Annotated in this window: 24 protein-coding genes; all 24 read right to left on the bottom strand. The window is 34.8% G+C overall.

The genetic code is table 11. The features are described from left to right. Positions 1-158: 158 nt before the first annotated feature. Complete coding sequence (gene fabZ / locus LQ675_RS08190) at positions 159-596, bottom strand: 3-hydroxyacyl-ACP dehydratase FabZ (RefSeq protein WP_025904489.1); 438 nt, start codon at positions 594-596, stop codon at positions 159-161. Further along, complete coding sequence (locus tag LQ675_RS08195; protein WP_053076874.1) at positions 596-880, bottom strand: DNA-directed RNA polymerase subunit beta; 285 nt, start codon at positions 878-880, stop codon at positions 596-598. The genes fabZ and LQ675_RS08195 overlap by 1 nt, the downstream gene beginning before the upstream one ends. A 1-nt stretch (position 881) precedes the next feature. Beyond that, entirely contained in the window at positions 882-2,177 is a 1,296-nt protein-coding gene (gene murA / locus LQ675_RS08200; protein ID WP_048540907.1) for a UDP-N-acetylglucosamine 1-carboxyvinyltransferase, read from the bottom strand. 150 nt (positions 2,178-2,327) lie between these two features. Further along, complete coding sequence (locus tag LQ675_RS08205) at positions 2,328-2,558, bottom strand: DUF1146 family protein (protein WP_048540909.1); 231 nt, start codon at positions 2,556-2,558, stop codon at positions 2,328-2,330. A gap of 193 nt (positions 2,559-2,751) precedes the next feature. After that, a complete protein-coding gene (locus tag LQ675_RS08210; protein WP_025904485.1) occupies positions 2,752-3,156 on the bottom strand; it encodes a F0F1 ATP synthase subunit epsilon in 405 nt (134 codons plus the stop codon). A 22-nt stretch (positions 3,157-3,178) separates the two neighbouring features. After that, a complete protein-coding gene (atpD, locus tag LQ675_RS08215; protein ID WP_048540911.1) occupies positions 3,179-4,594 on the bottom strand; it encodes a F0F1 ATP synthase subunit beta in 1,416 nt (471 codons plus the stop codon). Positions 4,595-4,612: 18 nt separating this feature from the next. Beyond that, on the bottom strand, positions 4,613-5,482 hold the full coding sequence (gene atpG, locus LQ675_RS08220) for an ATP synthase F1 subunit gamma (protein ID WP_048540913.1): 870 nt from the start codon (positions 5,480-5,482) through the stop codon (positions 4,613-4,615). A 31-nt stretch (positions 5,483-5,513) separates the two neighbouring features. Then, on the bottom strand, positions 5,514-7,028 hold the full coding sequence (gene atpA / locus LQ675_RS08225; RefSeq protein ID WP_025904482.1) for a F0F1 ATP synthase subunit alpha: 1,515 nt from the start codon (positions 7,026-7,028) through the stop codon (positions 5,514-5,516). An 18-nt stretch (positions 7,029-7,046) separates the two neighbouring features. After that, positions 7,047-7,586 (bottom strand): F0F1 ATP synthase subunit delta, encoded by a 540-nt coding sequence (locus tag LQ675_RS08230; RefSeq protein ID WP_025904481.1) that lies wholly within the window; start codon positions 7,584-7,586, stop codon positions 7,047-7,049. Next, on the bottom strand, positions 7,586-8,110 hold the full coding sequence (locus tag LQ675_RS08235; protein WP_048540915.1) for a F0F1 ATP synthase subunit B: 525 nt from the start codon (positions 8,108-8,110) through the stop codon (positions 7,586-7,588). Before LQ675_RS08235 ends, LQ675_RS08230 begins: the two co-directional genes overlap by 1 nt. Before the next feature lie 99 nt (positions 8,111-8,209). After that, the gene (gene atpE / locus LQ675_RS08240; protein ID WP_016998905.1) at positions 8,210-8,428 is read right to left on the bottom strand and encodes a F0F1 ATP synthase subunit C; all 219 of its coding nucleotides are present in this window, start codon (positions 8,426-8,428) and stop codon (positions 8,210-8,212) included. Between the two features lie 52 nt (positions 8,429-8,480). Beyond that, positions 8,481-9,203, bottom strand: coding sequence for a F0F1 ATP synthase subunit A (gene atpB, locus LQ675_RS08245; RefSeq protein WP_025904479.1), 723 nt, complete (start codon positions 9,201-9,203; stop codon positions 8,481-8,483). A 30-nt stretch (positions 9,204-9,233) separates the two neighbouring features. Next, on the bottom strand, positions 9,234-9,584 hold the full coding sequence (locus LQ675_RS08250; protein ID WP_025904478.1) for an ATP synthase subunit I: 351 nt from the start codon (positions 9,582-9,584) through the stop codon (positions 9,234-9,236). Positions 9,585-9,746: 162 nt separating this feature from the next. Further along, a complete protein-coding gene (gene wecB, locus LQ675_RS08255; protein WP_048540917.1) occupies positions 9,747-10,883 on the bottom strand; it encodes a non-hydrolyzing UDP-N-acetylglucosamine 2-epimerase in 1,137 nt (378 codons plus the stop codon). A 22-nt stretch (positions 10,884-10,905) separates the two neighbouring features. Next, the gene (upp, locus tag LQ675_RS08260) at positions 10,906-11,535 is read right to left on the bottom strand and encodes a uracil phosphoribosyltransferase (protein ID WP_025904476.1); all 630 of its coding nucleotides are present in this window, start codon (positions 11,533-11,535) and stop codon (positions 10,906-10,908) included. Between the two features lie 22 nt (positions 11,536-11,557). Beyond that, positions 11,558-12,799, bottom strand: coding sequence for a serine hydroxymethyltransferase (gene glyA / locus LQ675_RS08265; RefSeq protein WP_075578110.1), 1,242 nt, complete (start codon positions 12,797-12,799; stop codon positions 11,558-11,560). 24 nt (positions 12,800-12,823) lie between these two features. After that, positions 12,824-13,348 (bottom strand): TIGR01440 family protein, encoded by a 525-nt coding sequence (locus tag LQ675_RS08270; RefSeq protein WP_048540920.1) that lies wholly within the window; start codon positions 13,346-13,348, stop codon positions 12,824-12,826. Next, positions 13,345-13,782, bottom strand: a complete 438-nt coding sequence (gene rpiB / locus LQ675_RS08275; protein ID WP_025904473.1) for a ribose 5-phosphate isomerase B — start codon at positions 13,780-13,782, stop codon at positions 13,345-13,347. Before rpiB ends, LQ675_RS08270 begins: the two co-directional genes overlap by 4 nt. An 86-nt stretch (positions 13,783-13,868) precedes the next feature. Next, complete coding sequence (locus tag LQ675_RS08280; RefSeq protein WP_048540922.1) at positions 13,869-14,285, bottom strand: low molecular weight protein arginine phosphatase; 417 nt, start codon at positions 14,283-14,285, stop codon at positions 13,869-13,871. Further along, positions 14,282-15,328 carry an L-threonylcarbamoyladenylate synthase gene (locus tag LQ675_RS08285; RefSeq protein WP_107601770.1) on the bottom strand — a complete coding sequence of 349 codons (1,047 nt, stop codon included), beginning with the start codon at positions 15,326-15,328 and terminating at the stop codon, positions 14,282-14,284. The genes LQ675_RS08280 and LQ675_RS08285 overlap by 4 nt, the downstream gene beginning before the upstream one ends. Positions 15,329-15,418: 90 nt before the next feature. Next, positions 15,419-16,273, bottom strand: a complete 855-nt coding sequence (gene prmC / locus LQ675_RS08290) for a peptide chain release factor N(5)-glutamine methyltransferase (protein ID WP_048540925.1) — start codon at positions 16,271-16,273, stop codon at positions 15,419-15,421. Beyond that, positions 16,260-17,336, bottom strand: a complete 1,077-nt coding sequence (gene prfA / locus LQ675_RS08295) for a peptide chain release factor 1 (RefSeq protein ID WP_048540928.1) — start codon at positions 17,334-17,336, stop codon at positions 16,260-16,262. Before prfA ends, prmC begins: the two co-directional genes overlap by 14 nt. After that, a complete protein-coding gene (locus LQ675_RS08300; RefSeq protein WP_025904468.1) occupies positions 17,329-17,928 on the bottom strand; it encodes a thymidine kinase in 600 nt (199 codons plus the stop codon). Before LQ675_RS08300 ends, prfA begins: the two co-directional genes overlap by 8 nt. 119 nt (positions 17,929-18,047) lie before the next feature. After that, positions 18,048-18,302 (bottom strand): type B 50S ribosomal protein L31, encoded by a 255-nt coding sequence (locus LQ675_RS08305; protein WP_025904467.1) that lies wholly within the window; start codon positions 18,300-18,302, stop codon positions 18,048-18,050. Positions 18,303-18,339: the final 37 nt, after the last annotated feature.

Here is an 18,339-nt window from a genome sequence, read left to right on the forward strand (position 1 = left end):
AATTCTGTCCCTAACAACGCCTCTTACGGACATTTCTAGGAATTCTGTCCCTAGCGACACTTCTTACGGACATTTCTCAGAATTCTGTCCCTAACAAAATCAAATTCCATATATAAGCAGAAAAAAGAGAAAACAGCTGCCTGTTTTCTCTTTTTTATTTATTGATCTACAATAGCAAAGCTAATTTCACAACTACATGCAACTTCTCCATCTACTGTTGCTTTTGCTGTTCCTTTTCCTATTGGACCTTTTATTTTGTTTATTTCTACTTCAAGTCTTAAAGTGTCACCTGGTGTAACTTGTTTTTTGAATCGACATTTATCAATTCCTGCAAACATTGCTAGTTTACCTTGGTTTTCTTCTAAGCGTAACATTGCAACTGCACCTGTTTGTGCTAATGCTTCTACGATTAATACGCCTGGCATTACGGCATAATCAGGAAAATGTCCTTGGAAAAATGGTTCGTTACCTGCTACTTGTTTAATACCTACACAACGTTTACCGTCTTCTAATTCTACTATTCTATCTAATAATAAAAATGGGTAACGGTGAGGTATAATTTTTTTAATTTCGTTAAAGTCATAAATAGTTTCCATTATGAGCTCCTTCCAGTTAAATCAAAGATGTGTTGCCAAGTTTCGGGATTAAACACCCCAAATGGATTATGAAGTATACCGTATCCAATCATAGTTCCAACAATAAATAATAAAATCATTAATACTAATAATATAAGTAATTTAATCCATAATGGAATGACACGATGCTCTACTTCCACTCCTTGAATTGTTTCTACTCTATTTCTTTGAAGTTTCTCTTTAACAGATTGATAAGTTGACTTTCTTTTTTTATCGTCAGATCTTGATGATTGTGTTTCAGCCATACTAAACCCTCGCTTTATCGTTTAACTTGCCATTATCATTGATGCGTTCAACGTCTGCACCTAATGCTTTAAGTTTACCATGAAAATCAACATAACCTCTATCTAAATGTTTAAGTTCTGTTACGTTTGTATATCCATCAGACACAAGTCCAGCAAGAATCAATGATGCACCTGCTCTTAAGTCTGTAGCTTTTACATCTGCACCTTGTAATTTACTGTTACCAGTAATCATTGCACTTCTACCGTTAATGAAAATATCTGCATTCATACGTTTGAATTCTTCTACATGCATAAATCTATTTTCAAATACTGTTTCAGTTACTTTACTCGTACCATTTGCTGTTAATAATAAAGCCATTATTTGAGATTGCATGTCTGTAGGGAATCCTGGATGTGGCATTGTTTTAACATCAATTGCTTTAATTTCACCAGGTACTTGAATATTTAATCCATCTTCGATATCAGTAATTTGAACACCAGCTTCTTCTAATTTAGACACTAAGCTTGTCATATGTTCTCTAATTGCACCAATAACATTGACATTTCCTCTAGTAATCGCTGCTGCAATCATAAATGTACCAGCTTCAATTCTATCTGGAATAATAGCATGTTCTGCACCGTGTAATTGATTAACACCAGTAATTCTAATTGTATCTGTGCCAGCACCGTGTACTTGTGCACCCATTTCATTTAGATAGTTAGCTAAATCTACAATTTCTGGTTCTCTTGCAACGTTTTGAATTTCAGTTTTTCCTTCTGCAAGTACTGCTGCCATCATAATATTTTGAGTAGCGCCTACACTTGGGAAATCTAAATAAATTTTAGCTCCTTTTAAGCCATTAGGTGTTGTTGCTTCAATAAATCCGTTATGTAGTTCAATTTCTGCACCTAAAGCTTCAAATCCTTTTAAATGTTGCTCAATCGGTCTTGAACCAATTGCGCAACCACCAGGTAAAGCGACTCTAGCATGACCTTCTCTAGCTAATAAAGGACCCATAACTAAGATACTTGCTCTCATCTTACTTACATATTCATATGGAGCTTCGATTTTTAGTGTATTTGATGCATCTATTTTTACAGTGTTATGATCTGCATCATATTCTATATATGCATTTAAATGCGTAAGTACTGTGTTAATTGTATCTACATCACTTAATTTAGGTACATTCGTCAATACACTTTGACCAACACTTGGTAAAAGTGTAGCTGTTAATATTGGTAATACTGCGTTTTTTGCCCCTTCGACTACAACTGTGCCATTAAGACTTGCTCCGCCTTTCACGACGATTTTATCCATATAATTATCCTCCAAAAAACTTCACTTTTATTTATTTTACAAATGTATATATTTATTTAATACACATTTTTCTTGATTCATAAACATCACCAAAATATTATACTACTTTTTTGTTCTTTTTTCATATATTTATGTAATTTTTTCTTATTATTAGAATAGCAATCTTAATTGTAGCGAATATTGGAGTATATCTAAAATAAAACGACTTACAGCCGTACCTAATAGTATAGATAAAATGATAAGAAATGTTTGTGCTTGCGCAATATGATTTTTCTTAAAAATTTGTTCTAATCGTACGCCTTGGAGTGCCCAGAATGCCAAGCATACACAAATGACATGTAGTAAAAGTCCGATAATACCTAATTGACCATAATATTCCATATTAACAACTCCTTCTAAAAATATAAGGGAGTGGGACAGAAATCTATTTAGATAAAAACATTTCGTCGTCCCGCCCCGGCAAGGATGACTAGAGTTGAAAAAGCTTGGTACAAGCGCATTTTCAATTCAGACATCTACTGCCAAGATATTAAAAGAGTCTGAGACATTACATTATGTCCCAGACTCTTTTATTTTATCTAAATTTAGCCACTTCAATTCGATTAATTGCACGATGAAGTGCACGTTCAGCACGTCTAAAGTCTACTTCATCACGATTCATTTTCAATCGTTCTTCAGCACGTTCTTTAGAATTAATCGCACGGTCTTTATCTATTTCATCGGCAGTTTCAGCCGCTTGAACTAGAACTGTAACTTTATTAGTTCTTACTTCAACAAATCCTTCGGAAACAGCTAAATACTCCGTACCACTTGCTTTGTTTACTTTAACGTATCCTGTTTTCAAAGCTGCAACAGTTGGAATATGTCCAGCCATTACACCCATTTCACCAGTTTCAGTATGTAAAACAACAAGTTCTACTTCTTTTGCTGAGTAAACAGATCCATTAGGAGTGACAACATCTAAGGTAAATGTATTCATTTTCCATTCCTCCTAATTATTATTAGACCTCTACACCCATGTTTTTAGCATTTTCAAGAACTGCTTCAATACCACCGACTAAACGGAAAGCATCTTCTGGGATATGGTCATATTGTCCTTCTAGAATAGCTTTGAAATCTTGTACAGTTTGACTAACTGGCACGTATGAACCTTTTTGACCAGTAAATTGTTCAGCTACATGGAAGTTTTGAGATAAGAAGAATTGAATACGACGAGCACGTTCAACTGTTTTCTTATCTTCATCAGATAATTCATCCATACCAAGTATGGCAATGATATCTTGTAACTCTCTATATTTTTGTAATGTTTGTTGTACACGACGCGCAACATCATAGTGTTCATCTCCAACAATTTCTGGAGTTAAGGCACGTGATGTTGAAGCTAATGGGTCAACGGCTGGATAAATACCCATTTCCGTTAATTTACGTTCCAAGTTAGTAGTAGCATCTAAGTGAGCGAAAGCTGTTGCTGGCGCTGGGTCAGTATAGTCATCGGCAGGTACGAATACTGCTTGGATAGATGTAACTGATCCTTTATTTGTAGATGTAATACGTTCTTGTAATTGTCCCATTTCAGTAGCAAGTGTTGGTTGGTAACCAACGGCAGATGGCATACGGCCTAATAATGCTGATACCTCTGAACCTGCTTGTGTAAAACGGAAGATGTTATCGATGAACAATAACACGTCTTGTCCTTGTTCATCACGGAAATATTCTGCCATTGTTAAACCAGAAAGTGCAACTCTAGCACGCGCACCAGGTGGCTCGTTCATTTGACCGAATACCATCGCTGTTTTCTTAATAACACCTGAATCGCTCATTTCATAGTATAAGTCATTTCCTTCACGTGTACGTTCACCTACACCTGCGAATACTGAAATACCACCATGTTCTTGTGCGATGTTATTGATTAATTCTTGAATAAGTACTGTTTTACCTACTCCGGCACCACCGAATAAACCGATTTTACCACCTTTAATGTAAGGTGCTAATAAGTCTACTACTTTAATACCAGTTTCAAGAATTTCTACTTTAGTAGATAAATCTTCGAATTTAGGTGCTAAACGGTGAATTGGATCACGACGAACGCTATCATCAATTTCTTCACCTAAATCAATTTTTTCGCCTAATACATTGAAAACACGACCTAATGTAGCATCACCAACAGGTACTGAAATAGGTCTTCCTGTATCAGTAACTTCTTGTCCACGTTTAACACCATCAGTTGATGCCATTGCTATAGAACGTACAACATCATCACCAAGGTGTAATGCAACTTCTAATGCTAAATCAAAGCTTGATCCATCTGGACGTTCAACTTTAAGTGTTAAAGCATTATTAAGTTCTGGCAATTCACCGTGTGGGAAGCGTACATCAATAACTGGCCCTGTAATTTGCGTTACTCGGCCTAATCCCATGTAAATTCCTCCTAATCATTATTCGAGTGCAGCTGCTCCGCCTACAATCTCAGTAATTTGTTGAGTAATTGCAGCTTGACGAGCTCTGTTATATTGTAATGATAAATCATCAATTAATTCTGAAGCGTTATCTGTCGCATTCTTCATAGCTGTCATTCTTGAAGCATGTTCACTAGCTTTTCCATCTAGTAATGCACCATATATTAAACTAATCGCATACTGCGGTAAGATAACTTTTAAAATCGTTTCTTTATCTGGTTCAAATTCATAACCAGCCATCATACTTGAACCTTTTCCAGTATCTTCATCAGATAATGGTAAGATTTTTTTAGATTTCACTTGCTGTTCAAGCACACTAACGAAATGACTGTAGTAAATTGTTAACTCATCATAAAATTCTTCATTAAACAAGTCTACAGCTTTTTCAGTTAAAGCTTGTACATTTTTAAATGTTGGTTGGTCAGGTAAACCTACATACTCTTCAATAATGTTATAACCTCTAGCTTTGAAGAAGTCTCGGCCTACACGTCCGACAACAATAATGCCGTATTCGTCACTATTGTTGTTATGTTTTTCTTTAATATCATTAACGACATTTTTCAAAATGTTAGCACTATATGGTCCTGCAAGTCCTTTATCACAAGTAATAACTAAGTAACCAGAACGTTTTACAGGTCTTGTTTTAAGCATTGGATGATTAACATCTGTACTCTTAGACGCAATAGCTGTAACAGCATCTTGAATCTTATCCATATAAGGTTGAAATGCTTTCGTATTCTCCTCTGCTTTACGCAATTTAGAGTTTGAAACCATATTCATCGCTTTTGTAATTTGACTAGTCTTTTGAGTAGAAGTAATTCTACCTTTGATTTCTCTTAGTGAAGCCACAATTTCACCACCTTTTATTTAAAGCTTAATATTACTCTACATGAGATTTATTAAATACTTTTTTGAATGCATCGATTGCTGAAACAAATTTATCATCAGATGGTAATTGTTTTGTTTCACGAATTTCTTTAAATAGATCGCTTGCATTTGCATCAATCCAATTTAAGAATTCATCTTCGAATCGCGTAATATCTTCAACTGGAATATCATCTAAATGACCTTTAGTTAAAGCATATAAAATAACAACTTGACGATCTACAGTCAATGGTTTGTTTTGATCTTGTTTAAGTACTTCTACTGTACGTTTACCACGTTCTAATTTAGCTTTCGTAGCTTGGTCTAAATCTGAACCAAATTGAGCGAATGATTCTAACTCACGGTATGATGCTAAATCTAGACGTAAAGTACCTGCTACTTTTTTCATCGCTTTAATTTGAGCTGAACCACCAACACGTGATACAGATAAACCAGCGTTGATTGCAGGTCTTACACCAGAGAAGAATAAATCTGATTGTAAGAATATTTGTCCGTCAGTAATTGAGATAACGTTTGTTGGAACGTATGCTGAGATATCCCCTGCTTGAGTTTCAACAAATGGTAATGCAGTAATAGAACCGCCACCTAAGTCATCATTTAATTTAGCAGCACGTTCTAATAAACGACTGTGTAAGTAGAATACGTCACCTGGGTAAGCTTCACGACCTGGCGGACGACGAAGTAATAATGATAACTCACGGTAAGCTGCTGCTTGTTTTGTTAAATCATCATAAACGATTAATACATGTTTACCATTAAACATGAATTCTTCTGCCATACTTACACCCGCATAAGGTGCAATGTATAATAATGGCGCTGGTTGAGCTGCTGATGCAGATACAACGATTGTATAATCTAAAGCACCATGTCTACGTAAAGTTTCTACCGCTGTACGAACAGTTGATTCTTTTTGACCAATCGCAACGTAGATACAAATCATATCTTCGTCTTTTTGGTTAAGAATTGTATCAATCGCAACTGTTGTTTTACCAGTTTGACGGTCACCGATGATTAACTCACGTTGTCCACGTCCAATAGGTACTAATGCATCAATCGCTTTAATACCAGTTTGTAATGGTTCATCAACTGATTTACGATCCATAACACCTGTTGCAGGTGATTCTACAGGACGAGTCTTAGATGTATTGATTGGACCTTGTCCATCCAATGGTTGACCTAATGGATTTACAACACGACCAATTAATTCTTCCCCTACAGGTACTTCCATAATGCGACCAGTTCTTTTAACTTCGTCGCCTTCTTTAATACCTTCTGCAGGTCCTAAAATTACGATACCTACATTATTTTCTTCTAAGTTTTGTGCTAACCCTAAAACGCCAGTATGGAACTCTAATAGTTCGCCAGCCATAACGTCATTTAAGCCATGAGCTAATGCAATACCATCGCCGACTTGGATAACTGTACCAACATCGGTAACTGACATTTCTGACTCATAGTTTTCAATTTGAGAGCGTAATAAAGCACTGATTTCTTCAGCTTTAATGGCCATCTATGTCACTCCTTAATATTATTTCATTTGTTGAAATGATTTTGCTAATTGATTTAAGTCATTCTGAATGGAACCATCGTATACTTTTGTACCTATGGAAACACGAATACCACCAATTAATGAATCATTAACTTGATTTTCTAAAATAAGTTTTTTCAAACCTGTTCTTTTGATAAATGCTTTACCAATTTCGTCTAATTCTTCATTAGATAATGGATACACAGATTCAACTTTCATTAAATCTTGGCTATGTACCTGATTGTATATTTTGCTAAAATCTTTATGAATTTCTGGAATTAGTGACAATTTACTGTTATTAGCAAGTAGGTATAATGTGTTTAACAAAGGTTTAGAAGCACCTTTAAATACATTGTCAACAAATTGTTGTCTGTCGTTTTTTGCTAATTTAGGATTGTTATCAATAGCTTTTAAATCACTAATTTGTTCTTTAACACTTTCTGCTACTTGAGTAAGTTCATCTAAGACGCTGTCTGTTAAATCTTGCGCTTCAGCTACATCATATAAGGCTTGGGCATATTTCTGACTAATATTCGCCATTATTTATCCCCTGCCTCTTTAATGTATTTTTCAACAAGGTCTTTTTGATCTTGTTCAGAGATTTCTTTATTGATTACTTTAGAAGCAATTAATACAGAAAGTTCTGATACTCTATTATTAATATCTGCAATAGCTCTTTGTTTCTCTTGTTGAATTTCTGCTTGAGCTGATTGTACTAAGCCATTTGCTTTAACATTTGCATCATTAATAATTTGCTCTTGTTGTACTTTAGCTTGATGTTTAGCATCATCAAGAATTGTTTGTACTTCTTCTTGAGTTTTTCTTAATAGATTTCTATTTTCTTCTTCTAATTTCTTAGCGTTTACTTTTGCTTCATGAGCATCATCTATATCTTTATTAATAGCGTTCTCACGCTCATCCATAATTGATTTTAATGGTCCCCAAGCAAACTTTTTTAATAAGGCAAGCAGGATAATAAATGTGATCAATGTAAATAAGACTGTTCCCCATTCGACACCGCCACCTGCTGCTCCTAAAACTAATACGTTTTGATCCACTGCCAACTACACTCCTTTCACTGCAATTAAAGATGAATAACATCTCATAAATGAATGGCGAAATCCTTTTTAGATAGACTCCGCCTGTTCTAAAAATATTTTAGCTTATCGATTCATTACCATGAATGCTACTACTACTGCAATGATAGGAAGGGCTTCAACTAAACCAACACCGATAAACATTATTGTCATTAATGGACCACGTGCTTCTGGTTGACGTGCAACACCTTCTACTGTTCTTGATACGATAAGACCGTTACCGATACCTGCTCCTAATGCTGCTAAACCAATCGCGATTGCTGCTGCTAATACACCTAAACTCATTATAATTTTCCTCCTAGAAATAAAAATATTAATTGTTTTTTTAAATTATATATTAATGATCGTCTGCCACTTTATGGGACATATAAACCATTGATAACATTACGAATATGTAAGCCTGAATTGAACCAATGAATATTGAGAATCCTTGCCATACTATCGCTGGTAAAACTGCTCCGAACGCGCCTAAAACGCCTCCAGCTGCTAATGTTGCTAATAATCCAAGTAATACTTCACCTGCGAATATATTACCGTATAAACGTAGACCAAGCGTTAATGTTGAAGCAAATTCTTCAACAATTTTGAATGGCACCATAAATGCTACTGGTTGTACAAATGATTTCAAGTACGCGCCAGTACCACGCATTTTAACACCATAATAATGTGTTAAAAGAACCATCAATGTTGCTAACGTTAATGTAACTGTTGGATCTGCTGTAGGTGATTTCCACCATAATGTATGTCCTACAACAATTGAGAACGGTAAACCTAACATATTTGATACAAATATGAAGAATATAAGTGTAACCGCCAAGAAGTGAAATCTTCCTCCGTCTTTCCATGCCATATTGCTTTGGATAATACCTTTTACAAAGTCAAATACCCATTCAATAAAGTTCTGTTTACCAGTAGGTCTAATTTTTAGATTCCTAGTACAGACAACAGCTATTACAAAGACGATAACTGCAGAAACTAACAACATTAACATACTTGAAAGATTGAAAACTAAATCAAATCCTCCCAAATTGATGGACCACATAGGTGATTCGTGTTCCATATCTTCACCTCTTTTCACAATTTTAATTATTTAATCGAGACTTTTCAGTGATTTAAACATAATTAATACATATGCTATCATCAAACCAAATAAAATCCCGATAATATCAACGATTAGTGGATATTTAAGCCAAAAACAGCAAGCAACGATTGTCACAAGATATCTGACCCAGTTTCCTGTTGATAATTGTAATGATTCAGCATTTTTAGCTCGATTGAGGTAAACTTCCCATGAAAACAAGTTAACAGCTGATGCTATTGTTCCAATAATAAGTCCTAAAACGAACTCATGTTTCAAGAAGAAATACACTACAACTAGAATAATAATAAAGAAAATAAAATACTGTAAATAAGACTTGAAAAAGCCCTTTATATCAAACATTCAGCTGAAACTCCTTAGATAAGTGGCATATCTTTGAAAACCGTTTCATCACACAATTTTCATGATAATATAGTGGACTTATAGTGTCAATGCTATGACAAAAATAGAAAACAAATTTTTGTCATTTTTTTGTCACAGAATTGACACAAACCACCACTTTAATTATTTTGTTCTAAATGGTTCCGGTGCTTCTTTCAGAATATCAAAATAATATTTAATATTTTCACATATTCTCTTAGAAGCGAGACCATCCCCATAAGGGTTTTGAGCGATACTCATTTTTTCATATAATGATTGATCATTTAGTAACGCTCTAGTTTCGTTATAGATATTCTCTTCTTCTACACCTACAAGTTTCAATGTTCCAGCTTCAACGCCTTCAGGTCTCTCAGTCGTATCTCTTAAGACAAGTACTGGTTTACCTAATGAAGGTGCTTCCTCTTGAACACCACCTGAATCTGTTAAGATCAAGTGAGAATTAGCTGCAAAGTTATGGAAATCTATGACTTCTAAAGGTTCGATCAATTCTATACGGTCATGATCACTCAATATTTGGTTAGCAATTTCTCTAACCTTAGGATTTTTGTGCATTGGATATACGACAACAACATCTTCATGCTCCTCAACAATTTGTCTCACAGCTTTAAAAATGTTCTCCATCGGTTTACCAATGTTTTCACGTCTATGCGCAGTTAATAGCACGATGCGTTTACCTTCGTGACGTTTAATAATTTCACTTTCATAATCGTCAGTTACAGTAGTTGATAACGCATCTATAGCTGTATTACCTGTCACAACAATAGATTCGTCTTTTTTATTTTCCTGAAGTAAATTATGTTTAGACTGATCAGTTGGTGAGAAGTGTAAATCAGCAAGGACCCCCGTCATTTGTCGATTCATTTCTTCTGGGAATGGAGAATATTTATTCCAAGTTCTTAACCCTGCTTCTACATGGCCAATTGCAACTTCATTGTAGAATGCTGCTAAACTGCCTGCAAAAGTAGTAGTTGTATCTCCATGTACCAATATCATATCTGGCTTAGCTTCTTGAATAACACTTTCAAGTCCACCTAATACTCTTGATGTTACTTCTGAAAGTGTTTGCCCTTGTTTCATAATATTTAAATCATAATCCGGTGTAATATCAAATGTTTCTAGAACTGAGTCTAGCATTTCTCTATGTTGTGCTGTTACAACAACAATTGGTTGTAACTCCGGATCATTTTTTAATTCTAAAACTAAAGGTGCCATTTTAATAGCTTCAGGTCGCGTACCAAATATCGTCATAATTTTCTTCATTGTAATAAAATCCTCCTATTATCTATTTAGTGCCAAATAATCGATCACCTGCATCACCTAAACCAGGTGTAATGTATGCATGGTCATCTAATTTTTCGTCTAATGCAGCAATATAAATATCTACGTCTTCATGTGCTTCTTGTAATGCTTTAACCCCTTCAGGTGCAGCAATTAAGCCCATAAAACGTATTTTATTTGCTCCACGATTCTTTAATGATTGAATCGCTTCGATTGCTGATGCACCTGTAGCAAGCATAGGATCTACTACAATAATTTCTCTTTCTTCAATATCTTGTGGTAATTTCACAAAATATTCTACCGCTTCTAAAGTTTCTGGATCACGATATAACCCTACATGCCCTACTCTAGCAGCTGGAACGAGTTTCATAATACCATCTGTCATTCCAAGGCCAGCACGTAAAATAGGAATAAGTGCTAATTTCTTACCAGATAATCTTTGAGCGTTCATCTTAGTTACGGGTGTTTCGATTTCAACATCTTGTGTTTCAAAATCTCTCGTAACTTCATACGCCATAAGCATACCGACTTCATCGACAAGCTCTCTAAACTCTTTAGTGCCAGTTTTACGATCACGAATATAACTCAACTTATGCTGAATTAATGGATGATCAAAAACGTGTACTTTACCCATAAGTCTAGCCTCCAATAAATATTTATTTGTTGTAAAGTGGAAACTTAGAAGTTAGTGACAATACGCGTTCATGTGCCTCTTTTAATGTTTGTTCATCTTCTGGATTTTTAAGCACAAGTGCTATAATTCTACCTACTTCTTCAACTGCTTCCTCATCAAATCCGCGAGATGTTACTGCTGGTGTACCTAAACGAATACCACTTGTTACGAAAGGTTTTTCTTGATCAAATGGAATTGTGTTCTTGTTACATGTAATACCAACTTCATCTAAAGCATTCTCAGCTAATTTACCAGTAATGCCTAGAGAACCTTTAACATCTACACAGATAAGATGATTATCAGTACCGCCTGATACAATTCTTAAACCTTCTTCTTCTAGAGTTGCTGCTAATTTCTGAGCATTCTTAATTACTTGTTTTTGATATTCCTTAAATTCTGGTTGTAATGCTTCACCAAATGAAACTGCCTTACCAGCGATAACATGCATTAATGGACCACCTTGAATACCAGGGAAAATTGTTTTATCAATTTCTTTAGCATATTCTTCTTTACAGAAAATCATGCCGCCTCTTGGTCCTCTTAATGTTTTGTGTGTTGTCGTTGTTACAAAGTCAGCATAATCAACAGGGTTCTGATGTAAACCTGCTGCTACTAAACCAGCGATATGAGCCATATCAACCATTAATTTAGCGCCAACTTCATCTGCTATTTCTTTGAATTTCTTAAAATCAATTTGTCTTGGATAAGCTGAAGCACCTGCTACGATTAATTTAGGTTGCGCTTCTTTTGCAACTCTCAAGATTTCTTCATAGTCAATTTGTTCATTTTCTTCAGAAACACCATACTCTACAAAGTTATATAACTTACCACTGAAGTTAACTTTTGCTCCATGAGTTAAATGTCCACCATGACTTAAGTTCATTCCAAGTACAGTATCACCCGGTTCTAAAGCTACAAAATATACAGCCATATTTGCTTGTGATCCTGAATGAGGTTGTACATTTACGTGTTCTCCACCGAAAAGTTGTTTAGCTCTATCGCGTGCTAAATCTTCAACGATATCAACGTATTCACAGCCACCATAATAACGACGACCTGGGTAACCTTCTGCATATTTGTTAGTTAATACAGAACCTTGTGCTTCCATTACTGTTTCAGAAACAAAGTTCTCTGATGCTATAAGTTCGATATTATTATTTTGTCTATCAAACTCTTTTTCCATTGCTTTGAAAAGTTCTTCGTCTTGCTTTTTAATTAATGACATGTACAATCCCTCACTTTTAAGAATTTAATACTTTGCTCTTTCGCCACCTATTAATTTAGGACGACTCTTAGCTATTGTAACAATAGCTTCTCCAATGCGCTTAGTTTCAATTGATACAGGTACTGCGACGTGCTTTAAATGCATACCAATTAGTGTTTGACCAATATCAATACCTTTATCGCATTGAATGTGTTCAACAACTATTGGGTCTTTCATGTGTTGGTATGCATAAGTTGACAAACTACCTCCAGCATTGGCTTGTGGTACAACAGAAACTTCAGTCATTGTATAAGGATCAAATATTTCTCGCTCGATTGTTATTGCACGGTTAATATGTTCGCAACCTTGAAACGCAAAGTGAACACCTGTCTCTTTATGTATAAAATCAAGACTTTCATAAATAACCTTAGCGACATCAATCGAACCATCTGAACCTATCTTTGAACCTTTAACTTCTGATGTAGAACACCCAATGATGCATAGTTCTTGATTGTTAAAGAAATCAATAGACTTAAGTTCATTCAACAATTGTTTTAAATCTTCTTTCATGAACAACCGCCTTCAATCTTGTCTATACGTCTTTGGTGCCTACCGCCTTCGAATTCACTTGTCAACCAAGTCTTGACGATGAGAAGTGCTAAACCTTCACCTATAACACGTTGGCCCATTGCTAATACATTAGAATCGTTATGTTGTCTCGTCACTTCAGCAGTAAAAACATCATGCACAAGTGCACAACGAATCCCCTTTACTTTATTCGAAGCGATAGACATACCAATTCCAGTTCCACAAATCAAAATTCCTTTATCAAACGTTCCATCAGCAACACTTTCAGATACTGGTCTTGCATAATCTGGATAATCTACCGACTCACCTTTATGTGTACCAAAATCTTTATATTCAATGTTCATTTCATCAAGTAATTGTTTGATTGCTTCTTTGTATTCATAGCCACCATGGTCTGCTGCAATAGCTACTTTCATCTTCCCACCTCCCAATTTGTTTATACTATAATATTATAACTTATTTTCTATGTGTGTTATAGCAATTCTGCAAATTATTTGAATTCTTAATTACTTTGTAATAAATCTTCAATCAGTGCTCTCAATTCTTCGTAAGTATTTTGATAAATGATTTGTGACTGACCAAAGGGATCTGAGACATCTCCCTTTTCGCCTCTTACGTATTGCTTTATTGAATGAATGTTGTGATGTTTATATTGTGATTCTAGAATCATTTTATGAGTTTCAGTCATGGTTAAGATAATATCAGCATCTAAATCTTGCTCTGAAAATTGTTTGGCAGTATCAGGTATGGGCAAATCATTTTTAAAGATGATATCCATTGATTGCGGAGATATTGGTGTCCCATCAAAAGCTGAAATGCCTCTAGATTGAATATTATATTCAGGTTTAATATCTTTGGCTATCGCTTCAGCCAATGGACTTCTACAAGTGTTGCCTGTACATACAAAAACTATTTTCACAATTCATCTTCTCCTTTAATATTATGACCACTTGCTTTATCAATTCTATTCATTAGTGCGATCGTATCGTCATTTCTTTCGTAGCCACTTATATAAATTTCATCAATATTTGTAAGTTGATCTGCTATTCGCAAAGCATCATACAAATCGTGATGCGCACCTTTAATATCTGAAACATCTCTACCAAGCGGTATAAAAGTCATTTGTTCTGAGATTAATGGCTCAATACTTTTAGGACCTATTACTGCTATCTTTTTAGAAATATCATCAGACAAACTCATTTGTTTTGTAATACCACCTTCTATTAATGTTACAGGTTGCGAAGGTGCATAATGTTTATATTTCATACCTGGCGCAATTGGTTTTTCCAGATCTAACTTTTCGTTAATAATACTGTTTGGCAGCACTTTATTAATCATCTCTATTGTTATTGAACCAGGTCGTGCAATTTTAAATGGATAACTAGTACAATCTATTACAGTACTTTCTATACCTTCATCAATATCTTCTGCTTGAATGATGCCATATATTCTTCCATCCAAATCATGTTTAACATGTTCAAATTTAGTTGGTGAAGGTCGTCCACTTATGTTTGCACTTGGTGCCGCAATAGGTAAATTTGTTAATTGTAGAACTGCTCTACCGACATGATGACTTGGCATGCGTACAGCAACAGATTGTAAACCACCCGTAACACGATCACTTAAAAATCCTGACTTGTAAGGAACAATAAAAGAAATGGGTCCTGGCCAAAAAGCATCCATTAAAATTTCAGTTTCTTTAGATATATTTTGGGTGAAGTCATTTAATTGAGATTTATCATGTATATGTACAATAAGTGGATTATCAGACGGTCTACCTTTTGCTACATATATTTCTTTAACTGCTTCTTCATCTTTTGCATTAGCACCTAATCCATATACCGTTTCAGTTGGTAAAGCAATCAATTTATTTAGATGATATCCTGCAATAATCTCATCGATTTGTGGATAACTTTGTAAGTTATGAACATACTTACGCACATCCCAAACATTTGTTTCCAATGCATTTCTTCCCTTCTTTAAAGCATTTATTGTATTAAAACAAAAGTTATCCACACAACGTGGATAACTCCCGTTAAATGTGCATAACTTCTATTGATTATTCCAATTAAATTGTATCATACGATTGTTTTGATTTATATCTTGAATGATTTTTACATCTTCAACATTCAAATGGATTTGAATAAAGTCTTTTAATATCTCACCTTGCAAATGACCAATTTCAAAAATGACGAGTCCATTATCTGACATAACGTGTTCTAAACTTAGAATAATATCTTTATATATCGCTAAGCCATCATCTTCAGCAAATAAAGCCAAATGTGGTTCATAATTTAAGACAGTATCAGACATTTCTTTTTGTTCTTCATATGAAATGTACGGTGGATTTGAAACGAGCACATCCACTTTAATATTTTCTTTAATCAGCGGTTCTAAAGATTTACCCTTTAGAAATTCTATCGGTGCTTCAAGTGTTGATGCATTTGTTTTGGCAATTGATAGTGCTTCTTCACTAATATCAGTCGCGATAACAGATAAATCAGGTCGCTCTTTTTTCAGCGTGATCGCAATAGCACCTGTACCTGTTCCTATGTCACATACGACTACTTGCTTGTTCTGAATCATTTGTAATGTTTGATAGACAAGTTCTTCTGTTTCTGGTCTAGGTATTAATACATGTTGGTTCACTTTGAACTTTCTACCATAAAATTCTGCGAAACCTGCAATATATTGTACGGGCTCACCTTCATACATACGTTCTCTACTATTTAAATAAGCATCCAAAATATTAGAAGGTACATCTTGATTTAAATTCATGGCAATTTGCGTTCTAGACATACCCGAAATATCCTCTAATAACCAATCAGCACGAGAGGTTTCAAACCCTCGTGCTGATAATCCATCATAAGTTTCATTTAGTAACTGTTGAAAATTATAATTGGCCATTATTCAATTCTTCCAATTTTTCCGTTTGTTCATGCAACGTTAATGCATCGATAATTTCGTCAACTTTACCTTCCATAATTTGATCTAACTTCTGTAAAGTTAATCCTATACGATGGTCAGTTACTCTGTTTTGAGGATAGTTATACGTTCTAATTCTTTCTGAACGATCTCCTGTACCAACAGCTGACTTTCTTTTTTCAGCATATTTAGCATTTTCTTCTTGAACCATCATATCGTAAACTCTGGCTTTCAATACTTTAAATGCTTTTTCACGGTTCTTAATTTGAGATTTTTCAGATGATGTCGCAACAATACCAGTTGGTAAATGTGTAATACGTACAGCTGAGTCTGTCGTATTGACGTGCTGACCACCAGAACCACTAGAACGGTATGTTTCGATTTTTAAATCTTCAGATCTAATATCAATTTCAACATCTTCAGCTTCTGGTAATACTGCAACTGTTGCTGTAGAAGTATGAATACGTCCACCTGATTCAGTTTCTGGTACACGTTGTACACGGTGTGCGCCATTTTCATATTTAAGTTTACTGAATGCACCGTTTCCTTGAATAGAAAAGCTGACTTCTTTATAGCCACCATGGTCACTAATATTCTCTTCAACAACGTCAATTTTGTAGCCATGTGCTTCAGCAAATCTTGAATACATTCTGAATAAGTCGCCTGCGAAAATAGCCGCTTCATCTCCACCTGCTGCGCCACGAATTTCCATAATAACGTTCTTATCATCGTTAGGGTCTTTAGGAATAAGTAGGAATTTTAATTCAGATTCTAATTCAGGTACACGTTTAGTAAGACTATTAATTTCTTCTTTCAACATATCTTGTTCTTCTTTATCTGTTGTTTCGTTTAACATTAATTTAGCATCTTCAATGTCACCTTTAACAGATTTATAAGTTCTATATACATCAACTGTCTTTTGTAAGTCAGATTGTTCTTTTGAATATTTTCTTAGCTTGTCTGTATCCGAAACGACATCCGGATCACTAAGTAATTCATTTAATTGTTCATATCTATTTTCAACAATTTCTAATTGATCAAACATTTATATCACTCCTTATTTCAGTTCTAATTATATGATGATCTCTACATCTTGGTTCATAACTTTCGTCAGCACCTACTAAAATAATCGGATCGTCAATATGGGCAGGTTCACCATTAATAAGTCTTTGTGTTCGACTTGATGGAGATCCACATACTGCACATACCGCTTGTAATTTCGTAACAATTTCCGCAACTGCCATCATTTCAGGCATTGGTTCGAATGGCACACCTTTAAAGTCCATATCTAATCCAGCTACAACAACTCGATAGCCTTCTTCTGCTAACTTTTGTGCTACGCTTACGATTTCATTATCAAAAAATTGGACTTCATCTATTCCAATAATATCGATGCCTTGTAAATCATATTTTAATATTTGACTAGAATGTTCTATGCTGATTGCATCAAGTTGATTTCCATTATGAGATACTACAGCTTCTTCACTATATCGATTATCAATAGATGGCTTAAATACTTTTACATTTTGTTTCGCATATAAACCTCTTCTCAGACGTCTTATAAGCTCTTCTGACTTACCACTAAACATACTTCCGCAAATACATTCTATCCATCCGGAATGGTAATTTTCGTACATATTACTTATCCACCTTTTTCAACATAATCGCTTAATTATATCATATTATTTTTACTTATTTATTAATTTTTACAAAAAAAAAGCACCCTTTATAAAAGGATGCTTGATTCGCTTCATAATTAGTTGTTTGATTTGAAACCAAATTTTTTGTTGAAGCGTTCCACACGACCATCCGCAGATGCGAATTTTTGACGTCCTGTATAGAATGGATGTGAATCTGAAGAGATATCTAAACGGATAACTGGGTATTCGTTTCCATCTTCCCATTCCATAGTTTCATTTGAAGTACGTGTTGAACCACTTAAGAATTTGAAGTCTGTAGTTGTATCTAAAAAGATAACTTTATTATACTCTGGATGAATTCCTTGTTTCATTTTTTTCAGCTCCTTTGCCCTGAACCATCTGGAACAG

The sequence above is a fragment of the Mammaliicoccus sp. D-M19 genome (genome assembly GCF_022386695.1).
GTDB lineage: Bacteria > Bacillota > Bacilli > Staphylococcales > Staphylococcaceae > Mammaliicoccus > Mammaliicoccus sciuri.

Bases quoted from the DNA above. Each gene is read 5' to 3' on its own strand.
- atpB (WP_025904479.1), bottom strand. From the start codon at position 9,203: ATGGAACACGAATCACCTATGTGGTCCATCAATTTGGGAGGATTTGAT.
- prmC (WP_048540925.1), bottom strand. From the start codon at position 16,273: ATGGCCAATTATAATTTTCAACAGTTACTAAATGAAACTTATGATGGA.
- prfA (WP_048540928.1), bottom strand. From the start codon at position 17,336: ATGTTTGATCAATTAGAAATTGTTGAAAATAGATATGAACAATTAAAT.
- atpA (WP_025904482.1), bottom strand. From the start codon at position 7,028: ATGGCCATTAAAGCTGAAGAAATCAGTGCTTTATTACGCTCTCAAATT.
- LQ675_RS08205 (WP_048540909.1), bottom strand. From the start codon at position 2,558: ATGGAATATTATGGTCAATTAGGTATTATCGGACTTTTACTACATGTC.
- glyA (WP_075578110.1), bottom strand. From the start codon at position 12,799: ATGTCATTAATTAAAAAGCAAGACGAAGAACTTTTCAAAGCAATGGAA.
- LQ675_RS08195 (WP_053076874.1), bottom strand. From the start codon at position 880: ATGGCTGAAACACAATCATCAAGATCTGACGATAAAAAAAGAAAGTCA.
- atpE (WP_016998905.1), bottom strand. From the start codon at position 8,428: ATGAGTTTAGGTGTATTAGCAGCAGCAATCGCGATTGGTTTAGCAGCA.
- LQ675_RS08230 (WP_025904481.1), bottom strand. From the start codon at position 7,586: ATGGCGAATATTAGTCAGAAATATGCCCAAGCCTTATATGATGTAGCT.
- LQ675_RS08270 (WP_048540920.1), bottom strand. From the start codon at position 13,348: ATGAAAGAAGATTTAAAACAATTGTTGAATGAACTTAAGTCTATTGAT.
- atpD (WP_048540911.1), bottom strand. From the start codon at position 4,594: ATGGGATTAGGCCGAGTAACGCAAATTACAGGGCCAGTTATTGATGTA.
- LQ675_RS08210 (WP_025904485.1), bottom strand. From the start codon at position 3,156: ATGAATACATTTACCTTAGATGTTGTCACTCCTAATGGATCTGTTTAC.
- wecB (WP_048540917.1), bottom strand. From the start codon at position 10,883: ATGAAGAAAATTATGACGATATTTGGTACGCGACCTGAAGCTATTAAA.
- LQ675_RS08305 (WP_025904467.1), bottom strand. From the start codon at position 18,302: ATGAAACAAGGAATTCATCCAGAGTATAATAAAGTTATCTTTTTAGAT.
- LQ675_RS08250 (WP_025904478.1), bottom strand. From the start codon at position 9,584: ATGTTTGATATAAAGGGCTTTTTCAAGTCTTATTTACAGTATTTTATT.
- fabZ (WP_025904489.1), bottom strand. From the start codon at position 596: ATGGAAACTATTTATGACTTTAACGAAATTAAAAAAATTATACCTCAC.
- LQ675_RS08300 (WP_025904468.1), bottom strand. From the start codon at position 17,928: ATGTACGAAAATTACCATTCCGGATGGATAGAATGTATTTGCGGAAGT.
- rpiB (WP_025904473.1), bottom strand. From the start codon at position 13,782: ATGAAAGTAGCTATTGCAGCAGACCATGGTGGCTATGAATACAAAGAA.
- upp (WP_025904476.1), bottom strand. From the start codon at position 11,535: ATGGGTAAAGTACACGTTTTTGATCATCCATTAATTCAGCATAAGTTG.
- murA (WP_048540907.1), bottom strand. From the start codon at position 2,177: ATGGATAAAATCGTCGTGAAAGGCGGAGCAAGTCTTAATGGCACAGTT.